Below are 19,664 nucleotides of genomic sequence, written 5' to 3'. Positions count from 1 at the left end.
TTCGCCCTTGAGGGGGAGATGGCCGCAAAGCGGCCAGAGGGGGCCGTCTCACATAGATCGCCAGCGTTGTCTTTCGTCGCGGAAGACGCTGGCGCTTTATGCTCGGCGACCCCTCTGTCGCCTTCGGCGACATCTCCCCCTCAAGGGGGGAGATTACCCAGGGCCTCAGTTCCCCGGCCGTGGACGCGGCAGCGGGATGCCGATCTTTGGCGTCGGCGCGAAAGCGCTTGCCGCCGCCGGGATTGCGGCGTTGCCGCTGGAGATCGTCTCCGCCGGCTCGGTCGGCTGCGGTTCGGCCACGGCGATCGCGGCGCCGCCGCCATGATAGGTCACCGCCTCCAGCGATGGCGCGTCCGGTGCGTTGACCACGTCCTGGCATTGCTTCGGCGGGTTGGCCATCGTCATCAGGTCGCGCGCCTTGGGCGCATCCGGGTTCTTGTTCGGCCGCCACGGCTCCTCGGTGAACCACCAGGCCAGCGGCTTGCCGCAGCCGTCGTCGCCCGGCGTCGCTTCCTGCCCCTTGCAGAAGGGCGAGCCAGGCTGGCAGCCGATGCGCATATGGAAATGATAGTCATGGCCCCAGAACGGCCGGATCTTACGCAGCCAGGAGCGGTCGCTGCTGACGGTGTCGCAGAGCTTCTTCTTGATACCGGGATTGACCAGGATGCGCTCGACCTCTGGGTAGCTCGCCGCGCGTTTCAAAAGCCGCGTATGCGCCGGCGTCCACAGCGCATCCTTCACCAGATGCGTCTTCTCGTCGACCATCAGCGTCGCGCTCATAGTCTCGCGCTGCGCGATGGTCAGCGGCCGCTTCGGCATCGGCGTCAGCCAGATATCGGCGTCGAGCCCGATCTGATGCGAGGCGTGGCCGGTCATCATCGGTCCGCCGCGCGGCTGCGAGACGTCGCCGACCAGAAGCCCCGGCCAGCCGTCGGCCTGAGCATCGCGCGAAAGCTTTTCGATCAGCGCAATCATCGCCGGATGGCCCCAGCGCCGGTTGCGCGACGGGCGCATCACTTCCCAGGTCGGGCCGTCCATCGGCAGCGCCACGCCGCCGGTGAAGCAGCCTTTGGAGTAGAAGCCGAAGGATTGCGCGGGCGCCACGGCCGGCAGTTTTCGGGCGCCGAACAACTCCTTGGCGCGGGGTTCGGCCGAAATGGCGACGGCCGCCAGCGCGGCCAGGGCCACCAGCGCCAGCGCGGCAGTCAGGAACGGCTTGCGGTCAGGCAGCGATCGCAAATTCATGAGGCTGGGTTCCCTCTCCAGTCTACCCCTTTGCCGTATGGCCAGGCGAACCCGGCCAGGGACGAATCATACCACGCCGCCCGTCCCGCATCGATCAAAGCAGTAGAACACGATGTCTCGTCCGACCGCTTCACTCCGGCGTCATCTTCTCATCGAGCTACGCGGCTCTCCGTCCCGCCAGTTGCCTTCGGCCCACATCCGCTCCAGCGCCACCCGGTAGTTGGGAAACCGGAAGCGGTAGCCGGCCGCCTTGATCGCCTGATTCGCGACGCGCTTGTTCTCGCCATAGAAAGACCGCGCCATGGGCGAAAGTTGGGCGGTCTCGAAGGGAATTTCCGGCGGCGGTGTGACACCCATCAGCCCGGCGGCGTAAGCGACGACATCCTGCGGCGGCGCCGGCTCGTCATCTGTGACGTTGAAGATCCCGCCGAGATTCTTTTCGGCAAGATGCCAGAGCGCGCCGGCGATGTCGTCGCAATGGATGCGGTTGAACACTTGGTCCCTTTTGACCAGCCGCCGCGCCGTGCCGTCCTCGAGATTGGCCAGCGCATTGCGCCCCGGCCCGTAGATGCCGGAAAGCCGCAGGATCGCCACCGGCTTGCCGATCTCCCGGCCAAGCTTCAGCCATTCCTGTTCGGCCGCCACCCGCATCGTCGAACGCTTCGACATCGGCCGGCAGTCGCTGGTCTCGTCCACCCAGGCGCCGCCATGATCGCCGTAGACGCCGACGGTCGAGAGATAGCCGATCCACTCCAGCGCCGGCATCTTTTCCTTGACGGCATCGCCGGCGGCGTTGAGCACCGGATCGCCGCCCTCGTCGGGAGCGATCGAGACGATGAGATGCGTGGTTTTGGCAAGCGCGTCGCGGAGCTCGGGCGACAGCGCGCCGTCGAATTGCAGCGGCTCGATGCCGGCCGATCGCAGCGCCTCGAACTTTTCCGGCGCCCGGGTCGTGCCGGAGACCAACGCGCGTCGCTCGTTGGCCCGCGCGAAAGCCTTGGCCGAATAGCCGGCGCCAAAGATGAAGAAGCGTCTTTCGCCCATCAAGGAATCCCCTTCAATCGGCCTTCATGGCCAGCGCTCCCAGCCATTCCTCCCGCACCGTCGCATCGGTCTCGGTTTTCGCAGCGGTCGCGGCAAGGCTGCCAAACTCGCCCTTGGAGAGCAGTCGCGACAGAGCCCAGATTGCCGCACCCCGCACCAGCGGCGAGGCGTCGCCCAGCAGGCGGCGCGCAATGGGCGATAGCGAAGCGTCGCCCGAATTGCCGGCGGCAATCAGCACATTGCGGATGAAACGGTCGCGGCCGATGCGCTTGATCGGCGAGCCCGAGAAGAATGAGCGAAACCCTGCATCGTCGAGGAGCAACAGCTCCGAAAGCGGCGGCTCGCGCAGATCGGTGCGCGCGGCAAGCTTCGCCTCCGAAGCCGCGCGGGCGAATTTGTTCCAGGGGCAGGCGGCCAGGCAATCGTCGCAGCCATAGATGCGGTTGCCGATCGCCTCGCGGAATTCGCGCGGGATCGCCCCCTTGTTCTCGATGGTCAGGTAGGAGATGCAGCGCCGCGCATCGAGCCGGTAGGGCGCGGGAAACGCGTCGGTCGGGCATACGTCGAGACAGGCGCGGCAGGAACCGCAATGGTCGATCTCAGGTTTGTCCGGCTCCAGCTCGGCCGTGGTGAAGATCGTGCCGAGGAACAGCCACGATCCATGCGCGCGGCTGACCAGATTGGTGTGCTTGCCCTGCCAGCCGAGGCCGGCCGCTTCCGCCAACGGCTTTTCCATCACGGGTGCTGTATCGACAAACACCTTCACATCGCCGCCGGCCTTCGCCACGATCTTGCCGGCGATGTTCTTTAGCCGGCCCTTCATCACGTCATGATAGTCGCGGTTTTGCGCGTAGACCGAGATCGCGCCGCGGTCGGATTTTGCGAGAACATCGCGCGGATCGCGGTCCGGGCCGTAATTCATGGCGAGAACGATGATCGAGCGCACCTCCGGCCACAGCGCCGAGGGCTCGGCCCGGCGCTGAAGCGTCTCGGCGATCCACTCCATCGAGCCATGGAAACGGTCCGAGACGAATTCGGCCAAGCGCGCGGGCGCCAGCGGGATCGCGTCCGGCCTAGTCACGGCAACCGCCTCGAAGCCGGCGCGGCGCGCCTCCGCCTCGATCAGCGCGCGTAAGGTTTCAGAAGTCGAGGTCCGCATAATGCGATACCGGCGACAGGCCGCGTACCCGGTCGGAGAGCAGCGGCCGGAACGACGGCCGTGATTTCACCCGTGTGTACCATTCGCGCGCGGCGCCATGCTCGCGCCAATCGATCTCGCCGAGATAGTCGAGCACCGAAAGCGTCGCCGCCGCCGCGAGATCGGCATAGGTCACCTTGTTGCCGGCCAGCCAATGGCGCGTGCCGGCCAGCCAGTTGGTGTATTTCATGTGCTGGCGGATGTTGGCGCGCGCGGCGCGGATCGCGGCCGAATCCGGTGAGCCGCCGCCGGCGGTTTCCGGCATGACCGGCTTCAATACGCGCTCGCGCACCAGATGCCGCGTGACTTCGCTTTCGGCCTTCGCCAGATACCAGTCGGTCAGCCGGCGGATTTCGGCGCGCTGCATCGGGTCCTCTGCGAACAGCCGCTTGTCGCGCTTCAACACGCCGCGCGTCTCATCCAGATATTCGGCGATCACCATGGCCCCGACGATCGGCACGTCGCCTTCGGCGAGCAGGATCGGCAGCGTGCCGGCGGGGTTCAGCGCCAGAAACTCCTTGCGCCGGGTCCAAGGCTTTTCCTCGATCAGCGCCAGCTCCTCGCCATACTCGCCGAAAGCGAGGCGCACGAACCGGCAGGTGGCGAACATGGGATGATGGAAAAGCGTCAGCATGGTTCCGCGATGATAGGGCGCACTGGCAATTGGCCGGCCGCGCCGGTAAGTCTTGGCCGCCCGATTCCAGGGACTGTCATGGTGCTGCGACCTATAGGGGGACTTCCGCCCCATGACAAGCAAGCCCTTCCCTTAGCCGTCATTCAAAAGCAGAGGTTGCCATGGAAAGCCAGACCATCGTCGAAGCGCTGCTGCTTGGGCTGCTGGAGGGCCTGACCGAGTTCATCCCGGTGTCCTCGACCGGCCACATCCTGCTTGCCGGCCATTTCCTTGGTTTCCATTCCACCGGCAAGGCCTTCGAGATCCTGATTCAGCTTGGCGCGATCCTGGCGATCCTCAGCGTCTATTTCAGCAAGCTCTGGCAGATGCTGGTCAAGCTGCCCAGCGACCCGCAGACCCGGCATTTCGTCATCGGCATCCTGATTGCCTTCCTGCCGGCTGCGGTGATCGGCGCGCTGGCGCATGATGTCATCAAGACAATCCTGTTCGAATCGCCCCGGCTGATCTGCATCATGCTGATCATTGGCGGCGTGGTGCTGCTTATCGTCGACCGCATCACCTTCAAGCCGCGCTTCCACGATGTCGCGCGCTTCCCATTGAGCGTTTACCTCAAGATCGGCCTGTTCCAATGCCTATCGCTGATCCCCGGCACCTCGCGCTCCGGCTCGACCATCGTCGGCGCGCTGCTGATGGGCGTCGACAAGCGCGCGGCGGCCGAGTTCTCCTTTTTCCTCGCCATGCCCACAATGGTCGGCGCCTTCGCCTTCGATCTCTTCAAGAACCGCAACGTGCTGACCTCGGCCGATTTGCCGATCATCGCCGTCGGCTTCATCGCCGCCTTCGTCACCGCTTTGCTCGTGGTGCGCTTCCTGCTCGATTATGTCTCACGGAACGGCTACGCGCTGTTCGGCTGGTGGCGGCTTGCGGTGGGTATTGCGGGGCTGGCGGCGCTATTCATTTGGGGGTGAGAGCCCGCAGGAATGGGAACCAAACGCGGCGCTCCCCCTCACCCAGCCTCCGCTTCGCTCGGCTGACCTCTCCCCGAGGGGAGAGGAGACTGTTGGCCCCGGCGCCAACCTCTTCTCCCCACGGGAGAAGGTGGCCGCGAAGCGGCCGGATGAGGGGGCCAGCGCCGCCGTATGCGATTGTCCTGCCCTTGTAGCGGGGTAAGCCCGCTCAATTCCTTCCATAAAACGCGTTCTCGACATGCACCGGCCAGCGCCAGGGCAGCACCGCCACCATGTCGAAACGCATCGACAGCCGGCCGTAATCCGGCTGGCGCGACAGCCACAAATCCGCGGCGCCCTCGATCCGGCGCTCCGATTCACGGCCGATCGCTTCCATCGCCTCGATCAACGTCCGCCGCGCCTTGACCTCGACGAACAGCACGAGGTCGCCGCGCCGGGCGATGAGGTCGATCTCGCCGAGTCTGGTGCGGTGACGGCGGGCAAGGATGCGGTAGCCTTTCAGCATCAGCGCCAGCGCCGCTAGCCACTCGCCGCGATGACCGCGCCGATAGGCTTTGCGGCGATGGCCGACCGTGCGTTCAGCCATCCCCGTCCGCCTTGAGCTCGATCAGCCGGCGGTAAAGCGCCTGTTTCTGACCGCCGGTCATTTTCGCCGCCTCCGCCGCTGCCTTCGATGCCGGCATTTCGGCGGCTAAGGACAAAAGCAGCCGGTCGATGTCGGCCGGCTGGTCCTCCGCCGCTTCCGGCGGACCGACACAGATGACGATCTCGCCTTTAGGCGTGTCTGCGGCGGCATAGTGGCCGGCCAGTTCGGCCAGGGTTCCGGTGCGCATTTCCTCGAAGGCCTTGGTCAGCTCGCGGCCGATCGCGGCCTTCCGGGCGCCGCCCAGCGCCTCGACCATCGCGCCAAGCGTCTCCGCCAGACGGCGCGGGGATTCGAAGAAGATCAGTGTCGCCGGCACCGCCTTGAACGTTTCGAGCTTGGTCAGCCTCTGTCCGGTCTTCACGGGCAGGAACCCTGCGAACAGGAAAGCATCGGACGGCAGGCCCGACGCGGTCAGCGCTGCAAGCGGAGCCGAAGGTCCGGGGATAGGCACGACGCGGATGCCATGATCCAGCGCCTCGCCGACCAGCCGGTAGCCGGGATCGGAGACCAAAGGCGTGCCGGCGTCCGAGATCAGCGCCACGCTCTGCCCGGCAGCCATCGCCTCGATCAGCTTCGGCCCGGCCTCACTCGCATTGTGCTCATGATAGGCGGTGGTGCGGCGGCGGATGCCGTAGCGTTCGAGCAGCACGCGCGAGACGCGCGTGTCCTCGCAGGCGACGATATCGGCAGCCGACAGCGTCTCCAGCGCGCGCAGCGTGATGTCGGCCAGGTTGCCGATCGGTGTCGCCACCAGATAAAGAGCCGGCTGAAGCGGCCGCGCCGCGATCTCGCTCTGTCCGATCAGATAGCTGCGTTTGTCGCCGGTCACCGAATGCCCCTCATTCCGAGCAATTCCAGGAAAAGTGCGTCGCGGTTTTCCGTCCGGAATTGCGAAGAACCAAGTCTGTTTCGCATGGCTGAAGCCCCGTTGCAAAACGTGAGGTCGAGGTAAGGAAATCGCCTTGCCTTTGCCACAGTGCGGAACGAAACCCACATCGGCGAATTTAACCCCTGATTCCCCGGGAGGAGGCAGGACCGAACGATGCCCAATCGCTTCGATATTTTTATCGGCCGACTTGAAAGCAAGACCGCCCGCGAGGGCATCCCTCCACACCCCATCGCCGCCGAGTCCGGCGCGCGCCGCGACAAGGCCGACCAGAAGCCTGTCCGTCACGGCGAGGCGCATGGCGAAAAGCACCGCGGCAAGCACCGCCAGAAGCACGACGCTTAAGGCGTCGCGTCCATCGTCATTGGCCGCGAGCGGCCGCACTTCGTCATTCCAGGGCGAAGCAAGGAGCGAAGCGACGCGCGCAGACCCTGGAATCCATGCCGTTACATAGACGTTCCGCCAGCGGTGCAGAATTCTGTTCCGCAGCGTCCTTGCGCGTTGGTCACGGAATGGATTCTCGGGTCAAGCCCGAGAATGACGAACGCGCGGGAAACGCCACATCTCAGAGAGGGAAAACCAGCACTACTCGTCCATAATCTCGCGGATTGATTTCATAAGTGGGATGTACTGATCCAGAGTAAGTCCGTTCAAGTCGAATTCTATCGAATCGTCTTTTGCGATTGTCCTTAAATTTATCCCGACATAAGTCATGAAGCTGCGCACGACGTCAAACTCGCTCAAGCCCGATGTTTTGTGTTTCTTCGATTTCTGGTTTCTGCTGAATACGGTCACTGCTTCATAGAAGTCGGAATGCTCACGGGATTTCGAAATCTCGGTCAATCCAAACTCAAAAACATCATCCGTGTTTAAAGTTCGCAGCGTCTCATGGATCAGGAACTTCATTGCAGGTCCCATTGGATGCGTGGAAATGGCATTCGGCTTAGGGCAGGCCAATATCTAACATCATCGGGCAGACTAACAAACCAGTCGGCTGCTGCTCTACCGCGCCAAATCTGCGACCACCGCATCGAGCACGATCATCCCCGCCGTCGTAGCGCGGAGCCTTGCATTGCCGACCGGCGCCACCAGCCCTTCCTCTTGCAGCACCGAGAGCCGCGCGCTTGAAAGGCCGCGACCCGAGAGCGCCTCGTAACGCTGCAGGTCGATGCCTTCGGCGAGCCTTAGGCCCATCAGCAGGAACTCGTCCGCCTCTTCGGAACGCGTCAGGATCTCGCCGCCGGTGACGCCGTGGCCTTTGGCCTCGACCAGATTGACCCAGGTCTCCGGCATTCTTTCTGCAATCGTCACGGTGCGGCGGCCGTTCTCGACGAAGCGACCATGCGCGCCCGGACCGACGCCGACATATTCGCCGTAGCGCCAATAGGTCAGATTGTGCCGGCTCTCGGCGCCCGGCCGGGCGTGGTTGGAAATCTCATAGGCCGGCAGGCCATGCGCCGCCGTCAACTCCTGCGTCAGCGCGTAGAGGTCGGCGGCATGGTCATTGTCGGGCAGCGTGAATTTGCGTGCCGCGTAAAGCGCGTGGAAGGGCGTGCCCTCCTCGATGGTCAGCTGATAGAGCGACAGGTGGTCGACGGCATAGCCGATCGCCTGTTCCAGTTCCGCCCCCCATGCTTCCGGCGTCTGGCCTGGCCGCGCGTAGATCAGGTCGAAGGACAGCCGTGGAAAAATTTCGCGCGCAAGGCCGATGGCGTGCAGTGCCTCCTCGACATTGTGCAACCGGCCGAGGAAGCGCAGATCCTTGTCGTTCAGGGCCTGCACGCCGAGCGAGATGCGGTTGACGCCGGCGGCGCGATAGCCGCGGAAGCGCTCGGCCTCGACCGAGGACGGGTTGGCCTCCAGCGTCACCTCGATGCCGGCAGGCACCGTCCAGTTCCTCGCCACGGCCTCCAGGACGGCGGCCACCGTTTCCGGCTTCATCAGCGACGGCGTGCCGCCGCCGAGGAAGATGCTGGTCACCTCGCGCGGCCCGGTGCGGTCGCGCATGGTTGCGAGCTCCGTCTCGAAGGCGCGGGCAAAACGCTCCTGGTCGACCGGCTGGTGGCGGACATGGCTGTTGAAGTCGCAGTAAGGGCACTTGGCCGCGCAGAACGGCCAGTGGATATAGACGCCGAAGCCGGGGCTGCGGTCGAGCGGGATGGTGACCGCGCTCATGCCGATCCTAGCCTGGCCAAGTCCAGACGCCCCAAATCCAATCGCGCTTGCGCGAATTTCTGGAAAGCGCGGGCGCGGTGCGAAAGCGCCGTCGTCTGGCCGGGCTTCCAGCCATGCTTTTCTTCTGCGCTCATCTCGCCAAAGGTCTTGTCGAAACCGTTGGGCAGGAACACCGGATCGTAGCCGAAACCGAGCGTGCCGCGCGGCGGCCACACCAGCGTGCCTTCGGCCTCGCCGCGATAATATTCGGCCTCGCCATCCGGAAAGGCGAGGCAGATAACGGCGACGAAGCGGCCGGTGCGTTGCGCCGGCTCCGCCGCGCCGACCTCCTGCAGCGCGGTTTCGGTCTTCTGCATGGCCATGCCGAAATCCCTGCTGCCGTCCGGCGTCTCGGCCCAGTTGGCGGTATAGACCCCCGGCGCGCCGTCGAGCGCGTCGACGCAGAGCCCGGAATCATCCGACAGCGCCGGCAGGCCGGTCGCCTTGGCGGCGGCATATGCCTTGATATAGGCGTTCTCCTCGAAGGTGGTGCCGGTCTCGTCGGGCTCGGGCAGGCCGAATTCCCTGGCCGATTTCGCCTCGAAGCCGAACGGAGCCATCAGGTCGGCGAATTCGCGCAGCTTGCCTTCATTGTGGCTGGCGACGACGATCTTGCGTCCATTGAGAGAGTGCATCAGAACCCCCAGATCCTTGGCTCGGCGAACTCGATCGAATTGCCCGACGGGTCGCGGATATAGATCGAGTGCCCGCCCTGCGGCCATTCGAAATCGCTTTCGATGGCGATGTTGTTCGCGGCGAGATGCTTGCGCCATGCGGCGATTTCATCGGCGGTTGCCGCAAAGCAGAGGTGCCCTTCGCCGGCCGTGCCGTGCGGCGGCACCTTCAGCCGAGCGTCCGGCGCCGGCGGGATTTTCGTCGCCTCGGCGTTGAAGAGAAGCAATACGCCGTTGCCGCAACGGAAGAAGACATGCCGGCCCTCGACCTTGCCCAAGGCTTCGAGACCAATGATGTCGCGGTAGAAGGCTTCGGCGGCCTTGAGATCATTCACATAAAGCGCTGATTCCAAAATTGCGGAGGGTATCACGAGGCACCCCCCTCTGGCCTGCCGGCCATCTCCCCCGCAAGGGGGGAGATTGGCAGCGTCGCCGCCGCCGCGAACTTTTCAGCGTTGGAGATTGGCGAAGGCCGAGACAACACCTGATCTCCCCCCTTGCGGGGGAGATGGCCGGCAGGCCAGAGGGGGGTGTGAAGGATCGCCGACCTCATCGCATTCAACGTTAGGCCACCGCCATCTGCTGCAGGCTCACCAGCCGCGAAATACCCTTCTTCGCCAACCCCATCAGCGCCGCGAACTGCTCCTCGGAGAACGGCTCACCCTCGGCTGTGCCCTGAATCTCGACGATGCCGCCCTTGCCGGTCATGACAAAATTGGCGTCGGTGCCGGCCGAGGAATCCTCGAGGTAATCGAGGTCGATGACCGGCTGGCCGTCATGGATGCCGCAGGAAATCGCCGCGACATGGTCCTTCAGCACTTTGGAAACGCTCACCATCTGGCGCGCTTCCATCCAGCGCAGGCAATCATAGAGCGCCACCCAACCGCCGGTTATCGAGGCCGTGCGTGTGCCGCCATCGGCCTGGATCACGTCGCAGTCGACGGTGATCTGCTGTTCGCCCAGCGCCTGCAGGTCGACCACGGCCCGCAACGAGCGGCCGATCAGCCGCTGGATCTCCAACGTGCGGCCGCCCTGCTTTCCGGCGGAGGCCTCGCGCCGCATGCGCTCGCCGGTCGAGCGCGGCAGCATGCCGTATTCGGCCGTCACCCAACCCTTGCCGGAATTGCGCATCCAGGCCGGCACCTTTTCCTCCAGGCTGGCCGTGCACAAGACATGCGTGTCGCCGAACTTCACCAGGCACGAGCCTTCGGCATGCTTGGAGACGCCGCGCTCGAAGGAGATGGCGCGCATTTCGTCGGCTTGGCGTTTGGAGGGGCGCATCGAGGCTCTTTCTGTTCTTTCCCGGATTCGTCGGCGGCTTGTAGACGCATGCGCAGCATGGCGCAAAGGAAAACGAGGTCGCAAAGGAAAAGGGCTGGGTAACCGCAAACGCGCACCCACGCCCGCAAACGCGCTACGTGACCGCGAATGCGGCACCGGGTTGCGCCGCTGTGGCTTAAGTCTATATCTTTCGGCAGGAGGTTTCTCGCCGGAATGAACAAACCAGTCGATCCGACGTCCCAGAGTCCCGGGCTTCAGTCGCCCGTACTTCAGTCACTCGACATGCGCTCGCGCGATATTTTCCGGCGGATCGTCGATTCCTACCTGCGCGACGGCGAGCCGGTCGGCTCGCGCAGCCTGTCGCGCATCCTGCCCTCCTCGCTGTCGCCCGCCACCATCCGCAACGTGATGAGCGATCTCGAGCATCTGGGGCTGATCTACGCGCCGCATGTGTCCGCCGGGCGGCTGCCGACCCAGACAGGCCTGCGCTTCTTCGTCGACGCCTTCATGGAGCTCGGCGACCTTTCCGACGACGAGCGCCGCACCATCGAAGCGCAGGTGCGCGCCTCCGGCTCGGGCGCGACGCTGGAGCATATGCTGACCGAAGCCAGCCAGATGCTGTCCGGCATGTCGCGCGGTGCCGGCCTCGTGCTTGCCTCCAAGCACGAGGTGGCGCTGAAGCACATCGAATTCATCCAGCTCGAGCCCACCAAGGCGCTTGCCGTGCTAGTGTCGCAGAACGGCGACGTCGAGAACCGAGTCGTCGAGCTGCCGGCCGGCATCACCGTGTCGCAGCTGCATGAGGCGTCCAATTTCCTCAACGCCCATATTCGTGGCCGCACCCTGGCCGAGGCGCGCGCCGAGATCGCCCGCATCAAGGAGGAGACCAGGGCGGCCCTCGACACGCTGTCGCAGGATCTGGTCGAGAAGGGCCTCGCGGTCTGGGCCGGCGCTGAAAGCGGCCTGCCGGCGCGTCTCATCGTGCGCGGCCGCGCCAATCTTCTGGAAAACGTCACCGCCCAGGCCGATCTCGAATTGCTGCGTCATCTGTTCGAGGATTTGGAAACGCAGGACGGCTTGCTGCAGCTGCTCGACCTTGCCGAGGAAGGGCCGGGCGTGCGCATCTTCATCGGCTCGGAGAACAAGCTGTTTTCGCTGTCCGGCTCGTCGCTGGTCGTCGCTCCCTATCGCGACAAGGACGCCCGTGTCGTCGGCGCGCTTGGCGTCATCGGCCCGACGCGCCTGAATTACGCCCGCATCGTGCCGATGGTCGACTATACCGCACAGCTGATTTCCCGCATGCTTCGTTAGGTGTATCGATTTTCAGGTGATGGCGGCCTGCGAACGGCGGCTTCCTGTGCTTCCTGCCTTCGCCGGCCGAAGCGCTTGTGAGTGGCGCGGCAGCTAGATTAAGGCTACGGTCGGCGTAGGCCGGTGCTCACGTACTTTAAGTGCGCTCCGCTCCGGTTCTCGGAATCCACCGTTCTCGACTCGGCCTGACCTGAATCTCGACACACCTAAGATCGCCGCAGAGGAGAAAAACATGGCGCTGGAATCGTTGAAAGCCCAGATCAGCCTGCTGCTCGAGGAGATGGTCAACCAGCCCGAGGACGAGCATGAGATCCAGGAGCAGCTGCGCGAGAAGTTGCGGGAAATGCGCGCCATGGGCCTGCCCTTGCCGGCCGACCTCGTCGAATTGGAAAAGCGCCTCGACGACGATCTGGATGCCGAAGAGGTCTGAGCCCGGCGTTCCGTCAAATCACGTGCGCGAGCTTCTCTTTTCGATCGTTAGCCCAATATGTTCTGTCTCCGGGCGCCTTATCGAGTGAGGCGCCCAGAGACAGGACATGTTGGCAGACGACGGAGGACAGCATGATGCGGATCGCCGGCCTTGTGGGCCTCGCGCTGGTTTTTGCCACGGCTGCCTTTGCGCAGCAGGCCGATCGGCCCTTGCTCAGCGGCGAAAAGGCCTTCGGCGACTGGAAGGCCGACCGCCCGGGCGTGCGCCGGCTGCTGAAACCCGAGGATTTGCCGAAACCCGATGTGACGGAGTCCGCCTCTAATGGCGGCGGCGTCACCGATCGCCCCGAGGACGCGAAGCCGAAGCTTCCGCCCGGTTTTTCCGCCGAGCTGGTCGCTTCCGGCATCGACAGTCCTCGTGTCGTGCGCGTGGCGCCGAACGGCGATCTCTTCGTCGCCGACAGCCGGGCGAACCAGGTCCGCGTCTATCGCCTCGCGGAAGGCAGCGCCAAGCCCGCGCAGAGGTCGATCTTCGCCGAGGGCCTGACTCGGCCCTACGGCATCGCCTTCTATCCGCCGGGCGACAAGCCGCAATGGGTCTATGTCGCCAACAGCAACAGCGTCCTCCGCTTCCCCTATCGCGACGGTGACCTGGAAGCGTCGGGCAAGCCGGAAACCATCGTCGCCAAGGTCCCCGCCAGCCACCATTGGACGCGCGACATCGCCTTCTCGCCCGACGGCAAGACGCTCTATCTGTCGGTCGGCTCCGGCTCCAACATCGCCGAAGACATGGGCGCAAAGCCGAAGGGCGGTGTCGAGGAATGGGCGAAATCGCAGCCGCTCGGCGAGGCCTGGGGCGCGGAACAGGGCCGCGCCGACGTGCTGGCCTTCGACCCCGACGGCAACAATCGCAGGACGGTCGCCACCGGCCTGCGCAATTGCTCCGGCATGACCGTGCAGCCGGCGACGGGCGCGCTCTGGTGCGTCGTCAACGAGCGCGACGAGCTTGGCGACAACACCCCCTTCGAATATGCGACCGCCGTGAAGGAAGGCGCCTTCTATGGCTGGCCCTGGTATTACATCGGCGACAATGAGGACCCGCGCCACGAGGGCGCGCGCCCCGACCTCGCCGGCAAGGTCACCGTTCCGGATGTGCTGATACAGGCGCATTCGGCGCCGCTCAACATGGCCTTTTACGACGGCGGGAATTTTCCGGCTGATTATAAGGGCGACGCCTTCGTCACGCTGCACGGCTCGTGGAACCGCAATGTCCGCACCGGCTACAAGGTGGTGCGGCTGAGATTCAAGGACGGCAAGCCGACCGGCGAATACGAGGACTTCGCCACCGGCTTCGTCATATCCGACGACGCGGTCTGGGGCCGGCCGGTCGGCGTCGCCGTGGCCAGGGACGGCGCGCTGATCCTCACCGAGGACGGCAACGGCACGATTTGGCGTGTAACTTACGGCGGGTAGACTTATGGTGGCTAGCTCCCGGTCGAGTTGTAGCGGCTCCCCCCTCACCCGGATTGCCATCCGAATTGCGAACAGCAATTCGGGCCAATCCGACCTCTCCCCAAGGGGAGAGGAGCAGGCAAGCGCCGGCGCCAACCTCTTCTCCCCCCGGGGAGAAGGTGGCCGCGCAGCGGCCCGATGAGGGGGCTGGCGCAAACGAATCCGGACCTAAGCGAATTCATTCCCGTTCCGTTTCGTGCAATAGACGCGTCCGATCCCAGGCCAGAACGATGACACTCACCGGATTCCTCGCTTACAGCGCCGCGCTCGGCATCGCCGCGGCCATCCCGGGCCCAGGCGTCACGGCGCTTGTCGCCCGCGCGCTCGGCTCCGGCTTCCGTTCCTCGCTCGCCATGTCGTTCGGCCTGATGCTCGGCGACCTCACCTACCTCACCGCCGTGGTGCTCGGGCTCGCCTTCGTCGCCCACACCTTCGCCATGGTCTTCCTCGCCATCAAATGGGCGGGCGTTGCCTATCTCGCCTTCCTTGCCTGGCGCTTCTGGACCAGCGGCATCACGCCCGAAAACCTCGAGGCGCGGAAGGCCAAGGGCGGGCTGGTGTCGAGCTTCATCGCCGGGCTGACGGTGACGCTCGGCAATCCCAAGACGATGATCTTCTATCTCGCCATCACGCCGACCGTCGTCGACCTGAAGACGATCACGCTCGCCGACTACGCCATCCTCGCGACGCTCACCGTGGTGGTTCTGTTCGTGGTACTGGTGCCTTATCTGGCGCTGGCCGCCAAGGCGCGCTGGTTCCTGAAATCGCCGCGCGCGCTGAAGGTGCTGAACCGCACCGCCGCCGGCTTCATGATGGGGGCGGCTGCCGCCATAGCGGCGCGTCAATAGGTTCCAATCTCAACCGATCCCGGATTCGGCCAAACTATTCCTGAAACCCGTCGTGGCGGAAAATGCATTTCCGGCCGTGGGCGCTTTTGAGCAACCGCCCCACTCGGATATTTTCCAGCCTCAGCCTATCTTGCGCGGCTGAAAGCCCTATTCTGTCTGCCTGTGCCATTGCCTTGGGAGCGAAACCAATGAACAAGCCCGTGACCTCCGCGCGCGTGCCCGGCCGCGGCCGCGTCTTCAACTCGATCACGGAGACGATTGGCGACACGCCGCTGGTCAGGCTGGACAAATTTGCGAAGGAGAAGGGCATCGTCGCCGACCTTCTGGCCAAGCTCGAATTCTTCAACCCGATCGCCTCGGTCAAGGACCGCATCGGTGTCGCCATGATCGAGGCGCTGGAGGAAGCCGGCAAGATTTCGCCCGGCAAGACGACGCTGATCGAGCCGACCTCCGGCAACACCGGCATCGCGCTTGCCTTCGCCGCAGCCGCCAAGGGCTACAAGCTGATCCTCACCATGCCGGAGACGATGTCGGTCGAGCGCCGCAAGATGCTCGCGCTGCTCGGCGCCGAGCTGGTGCTGACCGAAGGCCCGAAAGGCATGAAGGGCGCCATCGCCAAGGCCGACGAGCTCGCCGCCACGCTGCCCAACGCCATCATCCCGCAGCAGTTCGAGAATCCGGCCAATCCCGAAATCCACCGCCGCACCACGGCCGAGGAAATCTGGAACGACACCAATGGCGAGGTCGACATCTTCGTTGCCGGCATCGGCACCGGCGGCACCATCACCGGCGTCGGCCAGGTGCTGAAGAAGCGCAAGCCCTCGCTGCACGTTGTGGCGGTCGAGCCGGAAGCCTCGCCGGTTCTGTCGGGCGGCCAGCCCGGCCCGCATAAGATCCAGGGCATCGGCGCCGGCTTTGCGCCCAAAATCCTCGACACCTCGATCTATGACGAGGTCGTCAGGGTCTCGAACGAGGATTCGCTCGCCAATGCACGCCTTGTTGCCCGCCTCGAAGGCGTGCCGGTCGGCATCTCGTCGGGCGCGGCACTCCAGGCCGCTATCGTCGTCGGCTCGCGGCCGGAGAACAAGGGCAAGACCCTTGTCGTCGTCATCCCCTCCTTCGCCGAGCGCTATCTTTCGACCATCCTGTTCGATGGGCTGGGAGCCTGAACGGACTGGACCGCTGAAAAGGCGCCGGTGGCATTCGTCGGCGGCTTGAACCAGGCGCCGCTTCCGGCTCATATCGCCGCCGGCCCTAGTCGGCCGGCGGGAGGATTTTCATGTACAAGCTCTATACGCGCCCAAACAGCGGCGGCTTCGTCGCCGAGGCCGCGCTTGCCATGGCCGGCGTGCCCTTCGAGCAGATCGACGTGCCCAAGAAGGATCCGCCGGATCCGGCCTTCCTCGCCATCAGCCCTTTGAACCAGGTGCCCGTGCTGACGCTGCCGGACGGTCATTCGCTGACCGAATCGGCGGCAATCTGCATCCTGCTTGCTGAACGCCACCCTGAAGCCCATCTCGCGCCGCAAGCGGGCTCGCCCGACCGCGCCGATTTCCTGCGCTGGCTGGCTTTCATGTCGTCGGTGCTCTACCCGGCGGTCCTGCGGCTATATTACGCCCATCGCTACACCGCCGATGGCGACGGCCTGCAGCCGGTTAAGCAGGCGGCGGTCGCCGAGATGGATCGCGGCTTTGCCATTCTCGACCAGGCTTTGGCTGGCCGTGACTGGCTGGCCGGCGAGACGCTGTCGCTGGCGGACATCTACCTCGTCATGCTGGTGGCCTGGCATCCCGAGGTCCAGAAGGTGCGCGGCGCCTGGCCGAACATCGAACGTCTCTGGGCGAGGCTGCGCGAGAATGAGCTGATGCGCAAGCTGAACGCATCGCACGAGATGTGGCCCGAAAGCTAGTTCCTGACGAGCTTCGCCTTCTCGCCCTGCAGGAAACGCCGCAGCGCCGGATCGCGCTCGAGGCCGATCGCCCTGTCGTAGGATTCTGCCGCCTGTTTGATATTGCCGAGCCTTGCGAGCAGCCCGGCGCGGGCCGCCCAATAGGGCTGGTAGTCCTGCAGCCGCTTGTCGTCGCCCAGCACGTAAAGCGCCGCCAGTCCGGCCGTGACGCCCTCGGTTTCGGCGATCGCCACCGCGCGGTTGATCGCCACCACCGGCGAGCCGGCCACGGCCAGAAGCGCATCATAGAGCTGGCGGATCGCCGCCCAGTCGGTGCCGCTGCCGCGCCGGCGCGCCGTATGGGCGGACTGCACGGCGGCCTCCAGCTGATAGCGGCCGATGATGCCCCTTTGCGCGGCGCGCACCAGCAAGGCCTCCGCCTCATCGATCAGTCGGTCGTCCCAGAGCGCGATATCCTGCTCGGCTAAAGGCACGAAATCCCCCTCCGGGCCGCGCCTCGCCGAGCGGCGCGCTTCGGCGAACAGCATCAGCGCCAGCAGTCCCAGCGCCTCTGGCTCGTCCGGCATCAGCGAGGCGACCAGCCGTCCAAGCCAGATGCCTTCGGCGGCGAGATTGCGCCGCCGGCTATCCGTGCCGGTCGGATCCGACCAGCCTTCGGCGAAGGTGGCATAGATCGCTTCGAGCACCGCGCCCAGCCGCTCGCTCAGTTCCGCCTGCTCCGGCACGCGAAACGGAATCCCGGTCTCGCGGATGCGCGCCTTGGCCCGCACCAGCCGCTGGCCCATCGTCGCCGGCGAAACCAGAAAGGCCGAGGCGATCGTCGCGGCGTCGAAGCCGAGGATCGTCTGCAGGATCAGCGGCGCGCGCACGCTGGCTTCGATCGCAGGATGGGCGCAGGCAAACATCAGCCGCAACCGGTCGTCGGGCAGGTCTTCGCCCCGCACGCGCGCCTCCATCTCCTCGGCGATCAGCTTCAGGTGGTCGCGCGCCGCCTCGCCGGTCAGCCGCCGCCGCACGGCGTCCACGTCGCGCCGCCGCGCCACGGCAAGCAGCCAGGCTTCGGGCTGCGCCGGCACGCCGGTTCGCGGCCAGCGTTCGAGCGCGGCGGCGAAGGCATCGGCCAGCGCGTCCTCGGCGCCGGCGACGTCGCGCGTGCGCGCCGCGAGCCAGGCGACCAGCTTGCCGTAGCTGCGCCGGGCGGCCGCCTCGGCCGCCGCCCGCGCGATCTCCGAACGATCATCCATCGCGGGGTCACTCCGCGGCGGCGACGTACTCGGCCATTTCCCAGATCGGCCGCAGCTCGACCGTGCCGGTGCTGGACGCCGGGCAGCGCGCGGCCCATTCGATGGCCGTGTCGATGTCGGCCGCCTCGATCATGTAGAAACCGGCTAATTGCTCCTTGGTGTCGGCATAGGGGCCGTCGAGCACGTTGGTCTTGCCGTTCGCCATCCGCACCGCGGTGGCCGCCTGGGTCGGGCGCAGCCGCTCGCCGGCGATGTACGCGCCGGATTTCTTCAGCGCCTCGGTATAGGCGCCATAGGCCGCGAGCACCTGCTGGGTCTGCTCCTTCGGAGCGTTCGCCATCGCGGCTTCGTCATTGTAGATCAAAAGCATGTATCGCATGGTCTTCTCCCGTTTCTTGAAGGCCGCATCATCGCGTGCCGGCCTATGTCGTGCGGCCTTGGCCGATTTCGACAGGCGCCGGAAAAATTTTCGTCCCCAATGCAATCGAGCGCAAGCCGGCGCTTTCGCAGCCGCTCAACCGTTCGTCTAATAGATGCAATTGCGGGTTGGCATTTGGCTCCTCCCGTCTAAACTCCCAACTTCGCACCGGGGAGGCGGTGTGGCGCGACCCTTTCAGGAGGAGGAAACCCTATGTTCAATTTCTGGACCAAGTCTATTGCCGCCGGCACGCTGGCCTTATCGCTCGGCCTTGGCGCCGTATCGGCCGGGGCGCAGGAATTCATAAATGTGCTCACCGGCGGCACGTCCGGCGTCTACTATCCGCTCGGCGTCGCCCTGTCGGAGATTTACGGCAAGGGGATCGAGGGCGCCCGCACGCAGGTTCAGGCGACCAAGGCTTCGGTCGAAAACCTCAACCTGCTGCAGCAGGGCAAGGGCGAGATCGCCTTTGCGCTCGGCGATTCGGTCAAGATGGCCGCCGAAGGCAACACGGAGGCCGGCTTCCCGGGCAAGCTCGACAAGTTGCGCGGCATCGCCGCCATCTATCCCAATTATATCCAGATCGTCGCCAGCCAGGACTCCGGCATCAAGACGCTCTCCGACCTCAAGGGCAAGAGCCTGTCGGTCGGCGCGCCTGCCTCCGGCACCGAGCTCAACGCGCGCGCCATCTTCGCCGCCGCCGGTCTCAAATACGAGGATCTCGGGCGGGTCGAATATCTGCCTTTCGCCGAGTCGGTCGAGCTGATCAAGAACCGCCAGCTCGACGCCACCTTGCAGTCGGCCGGCCTCGGCGTCGCCTCCATCCGCGATCTCGCGACCTCGGTTCCCATCAACGTCGTCGCCGTGCCGCCCGAGGACGTCGCCAAGATCGGCGCGCCCTATCTCTCCGTGGTCATCCCGAAAGGCACCTATGAAGGCCAGGCGGAAGATGTCGCGACGGCCGCGGTCGGCAATTTCCTCATTACCCGCGCCGACGTCTCCGACGAGACCGCCTATCAGATGACCAAGCTGCTGTTCGAGCATCTCGACCAGCTGGTCGCCGCCCATTCCGCAGCCAAGGCGATCGATCCGGCCAAGGCGCTGGACGGCATGCCTGTGGCGCTGCATCCTGGCGCGGAGAAATACTACAGGGAAAAAGGGCTGCTGAAGTAAAAAGAGTGACGCGGCTAACTGAGATGTCCA

Annotated in this window: 22 protein-coding genes; 9 read left to right on the top strand and 13 right to left on the bottom strand. The window is 65.2% G+C overall.

The window, feature by feature from the left end; translation table 11 throughout:
- Positions 1–165 precede the first annotated feature (165 nt).
- From mepA to LB553_RS17610, 4 genes are all read right to left on the bottom strand, one after another.
- Complete coding sequence (mepA, locus tag LB553_RS17625; protein ID WP_224515237.1) at positions 166–1,245, bottom strand: penicillin-insensitive murein endopeptidase; 1,080 nt, start codon at positions 1,243–1,245, stop codon at positions 166–168.
- A gap of 141 nt (positions 1,246–1,386) precedes the next feature.
- A complete protein-coding gene (locus LB553_RS17620) occupies positions 1,387–2,289 on the bottom strand; it encodes an SDR family oxidoreductase (protein WP_224515234.1) in 903 nt (300 codons plus the stop codon).
- Positions 2,290–2,302: 13 nt separating this feature from the next.
- On the bottom strand, positions 2,303–3,448 hold the full coding sequence (gene queG / locus LB553_RS17615; protein ID WP_224515233.1) for a tRNA epoxyqueuosine(34) reductase QueG: 1,146 nt from the start codon (positions 3,446–3,448) through the stop codon (positions 2,303–2,305).
- Entirely contained in the window at positions 3,429–4,121 is a 693-nt protein-coding gene (locus LB553_RS17610; RefSeq protein ID WP_040986376.1) for a glutathione S-transferase family protein, read from the bottom strand. Before LB553_RS17610 ends, queG begins: the two co-directional genes overlap by 20 nt.
- A gap of 161 nt (positions 4,122–4,282) precedes the next feature.
- Here LB553_RS17610 and LB553_RS17605 point away from each other — a divergent pair, with 161 nt between their 5' ends.
- On the top strand, positions 4,283–5,089 hold the full coding sequence (locus LB553_RS17605) for an undecaprenyl-diphosphate phosphatase (protein WP_224515230.1): 807 nt from the start codon (positions 4,283–4,285) through the stop codon (positions 5,087–5,089).
- A gap of 208 nt (positions 5,090–5,297) precedes the next feature.
- Here LB553_RS17605 and LB553_RS17600 read toward each other — a convergent pair whose 3' ends face one another.
- A complete protein-coding gene (locus LB553_RS17600) occupies positions 5,298–5,675 on the bottom strand; it encodes a YraN family protein (RefSeq protein WP_140547157.1) in 378 nt (125 codons plus the stop codon).
- On the bottom strand, positions 5,668–6,564 hold the full coding sequence (gene rsmI / locus LB553_RS17595) for a 16S rRNA (cytidine(1402)-2'-O)-methyltransferase (RefSeq protein ID WP_224515228.1): 897 nt from the start codon (positions 6,562–6,564) through the stop codon (positions 5,668–5,670). The genes LB553_RS17600 and rsmI overlap by 8 nt, the downstream gene beginning before the upstream one ends.
- A 213-nt stretch (positions 6,565–6,777) precedes the next feature.
- Here rsmI and LB553_RS17590 point away from each other — a divergent pair, with 213 nt between their 5' ends.
- Positions 6,778–6,966: a hypothetical protein gene (locus LB553_RS17590; protein ID WP_224515226.1), complete on the top strand. Its 189-nt coding sequence runs from the start codon at positions 6,778–6,780 to the stop codon at positions 6,964–6,966.
- Between the two features lie 240 nt (positions 6,967–7,206).
- Here the strand turns inward: LB553_RS17590 and LB553_RS17585 are convergent, their stop codons facing one another.
- The 5 genes from LB553_RS17585 to rph all read right to left on the bottom strand — a co-directional run bounded on the left by LB553_RS17585 (position 7,207) and on the right by rph (position 10,790).
- Positions 7,207–7,527 (bottom strand): hypothetical protein, encoded by a 321-nt coding sequence (locus tag LB553_RS17585; protein ID WP_224515224.1) that lies wholly within the window; start codon positions 7,525–7,527, stop codon positions 7,207–7,209.
- Positions 7,528–7,623: 96 nt separating this feature from the next.
- Entirely contained in the window at positions 7,624–8,796 is a 1,173-nt protein-coding gene (gene hemW / locus LB553_RS17580) for a radical SAM family heme chaperone HemW (protein WP_224515221.1), read from the bottom strand.
- Positions 8,793–9,470, bottom strand: a complete 678-nt coding sequence (rdgB, locus tag LB553_RS17575) for an RdgB/HAM1 family non-canonical purine NTP pyrophosphatase (protein ID WP_224515219.1) — start codon at positions 9,468–9,470, stop codon at positions 8,793–8,795. The genes hemW and rdgB overlap by 4 nt, the downstream gene beginning before the upstream one ends.
- The gene (locus tag LB553_RS17570) at positions 9,470–9,880 is read right to left on the bottom strand and encodes a VOC family protein (RefSeq protein ID WP_224515217.1); all 411 of its coding nucleotides are present in this window, start codon (positions 9,878–9,880) and stop codon (positions 9,470–9,472) included. The genes rdgB and LB553_RS17570 overlap by 1 nt, the downstream gene beginning before the upstream one ends.
- A 193-nt stretch (positions 9,881–10,073) precedes the next feature.
- Positions 10,074–10,790 carry a ribonuclease PH gene (gene rph / locus LB553_RS17565; protein WP_112098165.1) on the bottom strand — a complete coding sequence of 239 codons (717 nt, stop codon included), beginning with the start codon at positions 10,788–10,790 and terminating at the stop codon, positions 10,074–10,076.
- A 213-nt stretch (positions 10,791–11,003) separates the two neighbouring features.
- On the opposite strand from rph, the gene hrcA reads away from it, so the two are divergent.
- From hrcA to LB553_RS17535, 6 genes are all read left to right on the top strand, one after another.
- Positions 11,004–12,101 (top strand): heat-inducible transcriptional repressor HrcA, encoded by a 1,098-nt coding sequence (hrcA, locus tag LB553_RS17560; RefSeq protein WP_224515215.1) that lies wholly within the window; start codon positions 11,004–11,006, stop codon positions 12,099–12,101.
- Positions 12,102–12,333: 232 nt separating this feature from the next.
- Positions 12,334–12,531 carry a hypothetical protein gene (locus tag LB553_RS17555; protein ID WP_224515213.1) on the top strand — a complete coding sequence of 66 codons (198 nt, stop codon included), beginning with the start codon at positions 12,334–12,336 and terminating at the stop codon, positions 12,529–12,531.
- Between the two features lie 131 nt (positions 12,532–12,662).
- On the top strand, positions 12,663–14,003 hold the full coding sequence (locus LB553_RS17550; RefSeq protein ID WP_224515211.1) for a PQQ-dependent sugar dehydrogenase: 1,341 nt from the start codon (positions 12,663–12,665) through the stop codon (positions 14,001–14,003).
- A 269-nt stretch (positions 14,004–14,272) separates the two neighbouring features.
- On the top strand, positions 14,273–14,890 hold the full coding sequence (locus LB553_RS17545; protein WP_224515209.1) for a LysE family translocator: 618 nt from the start codon (positions 14,273–14,275) through the stop codon (positions 14,888–14,890).
- A gap of 188 nt (positions 14,891–15,078) precedes the next feature.
- Positions 15,079–16,059 carry a cysteine synthase A gene (gene cysK / locus LB553_RS17540; RefSeq protein ID WP_224515207.1) on the top strand — a complete coding sequence of 327 codons (981 nt, stop codon included), beginning with the start codon at positions 15,079–15,081 and terminating at the stop codon, positions 16,057–16,059.
- 110 nt (positions 16,060–16,169) lie between these two features.
- Positions 16,170–16,799 carry a glutathione S-transferase family protein gene (locus LB553_RS17535; protein ID WP_224515205.1) on the top strand — a complete coding sequence of 210 codons (630 nt, stop codon included), beginning with the start codon at positions 16,170–16,172 and terminating at the stop codon, positions 16,797–16,799.
- On the opposite strand, the gene LB553_RS17530 is transcribed toward LB553_RS17535, so the two are convergent.
- Complete coding sequence (locus LB553_RS17530) at positions 16,796–18,043, bottom strand: RNA polymerase sigma factor (RefSeq protein WP_224515203.1); 1,248 nt, start codon at positions 18,041–18,043, stop codon at positions 16,796–16,798. The genes LB553_RS17535 and LB553_RS17530 overlap by 4 nt on opposite strands.
- Before the next feature lie 7 nt (positions 18,044–18,050).
- Positions 18,051–18,422 (bottom strand): YciI family protein, encoded by a 372-nt coding sequence (locus LB553_RS17525; RefSeq protein ID WP_224515202.1) that lies wholly within the window; start codon positions 18,420–18,422, stop codon positions 18,051–18,053.
- Positions 18,423–18,674: 252 nt separating this feature from the next.
- On the opposite strand from LB553_RS17525, the gene LB553_RS17520 reads away from it, so the two are divergent.
- Positions 18,675–19,634: a TAXI family TRAP transporter solute-binding subunit gene (locus tag LB553_RS17520; protein WP_224515201.1), complete on the top strand. Its 960-nt coding sequence runs from the start codon at positions 18,675–18,677 to the stop codon at positions 19,632–19,634.
- The last annotated feature ends 30 nt before the right edge of the window (positions 19,635–19,664 follow it).

The organism is Mesorhizobium sp. CA8 (assembly GCF_020164955.1).
GTDB lineage: Bacteria > Pseudomonadota > Alphaproteobacteria > Rhizobiales > Rhizobiaceae > Mesorhizobium.
This window is presented reverse-complemented; position numbering and strand designations above follow the sequence as displayed.

What these genes read in the sequence shown, in the direction of transcription:
- queG (WP_224515233.1), bottom strand. Translation starts at nt 3,448, where the DNA reads ATGCGGACCTCGACTTCTGAAACCTTACGCGCGCTGATCGAGGCGGAG.
- LB553_RS17535 (WP_224515205.1), top strand. Translation starts at nt 16,170, where the DNA reads ATGTACAAGCTCTATACGCGCCCAAACAGCGGCGGCTTCGTCGCCGAG.
- mepA (WP_224515237.1), bottom strand. Translation starts at nt 1,245, where the DNA reads ATGAATTTGCGATCGCTGCCTGACCGCAAGCCGTTCCTGACTGCCGCG.
- LB553_RS17605 (WP_224515230.1), top strand. Translation starts at nt 4,283, where the DNA reads ATGGAAAGCCAGACCATCGTCGAAGCGCTGCTGCTTGGGCTGCTGGAG.
- rph (WP_112098165.1), bottom strand. Translation starts at nt 10,790, where the DNA reads ATGCGCCCCTCCAAACGCCAAGCCGACGAAATGCGCGCCATCTCCTTC.
- LB553_RS17610 (WP_040986376.1), bottom strand. Translation starts at nt 4,121, where the DNA reads ATGCTGACGCTTTTCCATCATCCCATGTTCGCCACCTGCCGGTTCGTG.
- cysK (WP_224515207.1), top strand. Translation starts at nt 15,079, where the DNA reads ATGAACAAGCCCGTGACCTCCGCGCGCGTGCCCGGCCGCGGCCGCGTC.
- LB553_RS17545 (WP_224515209.1), top strand. Translation starts at nt 14,273, where the DNA reads ATGACACTCACCGGATTCCTCGCTTACAGCGCCGCGCTCGGCATCGCC.
- hemW (WP_224515221.1), bottom strand. Translation starts at nt 8,796, where the DNA reads ATGAGCGCGGTCACCATCCCGCTCGACCGCAGCCCCGGCTTCGGCGTC.
- LB553_RS17590 (WP_224515226.1), top strand. Translation starts at nt 6,778, where the DNA reads ATGCCCAATCGCTTCGATATTTTTATCGGCCGACTTGAAAGCAAGACC.
- LB553_RS17525 (WP_224515202.1), bottom strand. Translation starts at nt 18,422, where the DNA reads ATGCGATACATGCTTTTGATCTACAATGACGAAGCCGCGATGGCGAAC.
- LB553_RS17585 (WP_224515224.1), bottom strand. Translation starts at nt 7,527, where the DNA reads ATGAAGTTCCTGATCCATGAGACGCTGCGAACTTTAAACACGGATGAT.
- LB553_RS17520 (WP_224515201.1), top strand. Translation starts at nt 18,675, where the DNA reads ATGTTCAATTTCTGGACCAAGTCTATTGCCGCCGGCACGCTGGCCTTA.
- LB553_RS17555 (WP_224515213.1), top strand. Translation starts at nt 12,334, where the DNA reads ATGGCGCTGGAATCGTTGAAAGCCCAGATCAGCCTGCTGCTCGAGGAG.
- LB553_RS17620 (WP_224515234.1), bottom strand. Translation starts at nt 2,289, where the DNA reads ATGGGCGAAAGACGCTTCTTCATCTTTGGCGCCGGCTATTCGGCCAAG.
- LB553_RS17550 (WP_224515211.1), top strand. Translation starts at nt 12,663, where the DNA reads ATGATGCGGATCGCCGGCCTTGTGGGCCTCGCGCTGGTTTTTGCCACG.
- LB553_RS17600 (WP_140547157.1), bottom strand. Translation starts at nt 5,675, where the DNA reads ATGGCTGAACGCACGGTCGGCCATCGCCGCAAAGCCTATCGGCGCGGT.
- LB553_RS17530 (WP_224515203.1), bottom strand. Translation starts at nt 18,043, where the DNA reads ATGGATGATCGTTCGGAGATCGCGCGGGCGGCGGCCGAGGCGGCCGCC.
- rdgB (WP_224515219.1), bottom strand. Translation starts at nt 9,470, where the DNA reads ATGCACTCTCTCAATGGACGCAAGATCGTCGTCGCCAGCCACAATGAA.
- hrcA (WP_224515215.1), top strand. Translation starts at nt 11,004, where the DNA reads ATGAACAAACCAGTCGATCCGACGTCCCAGAGTCCCGGGCTTCAGTCG.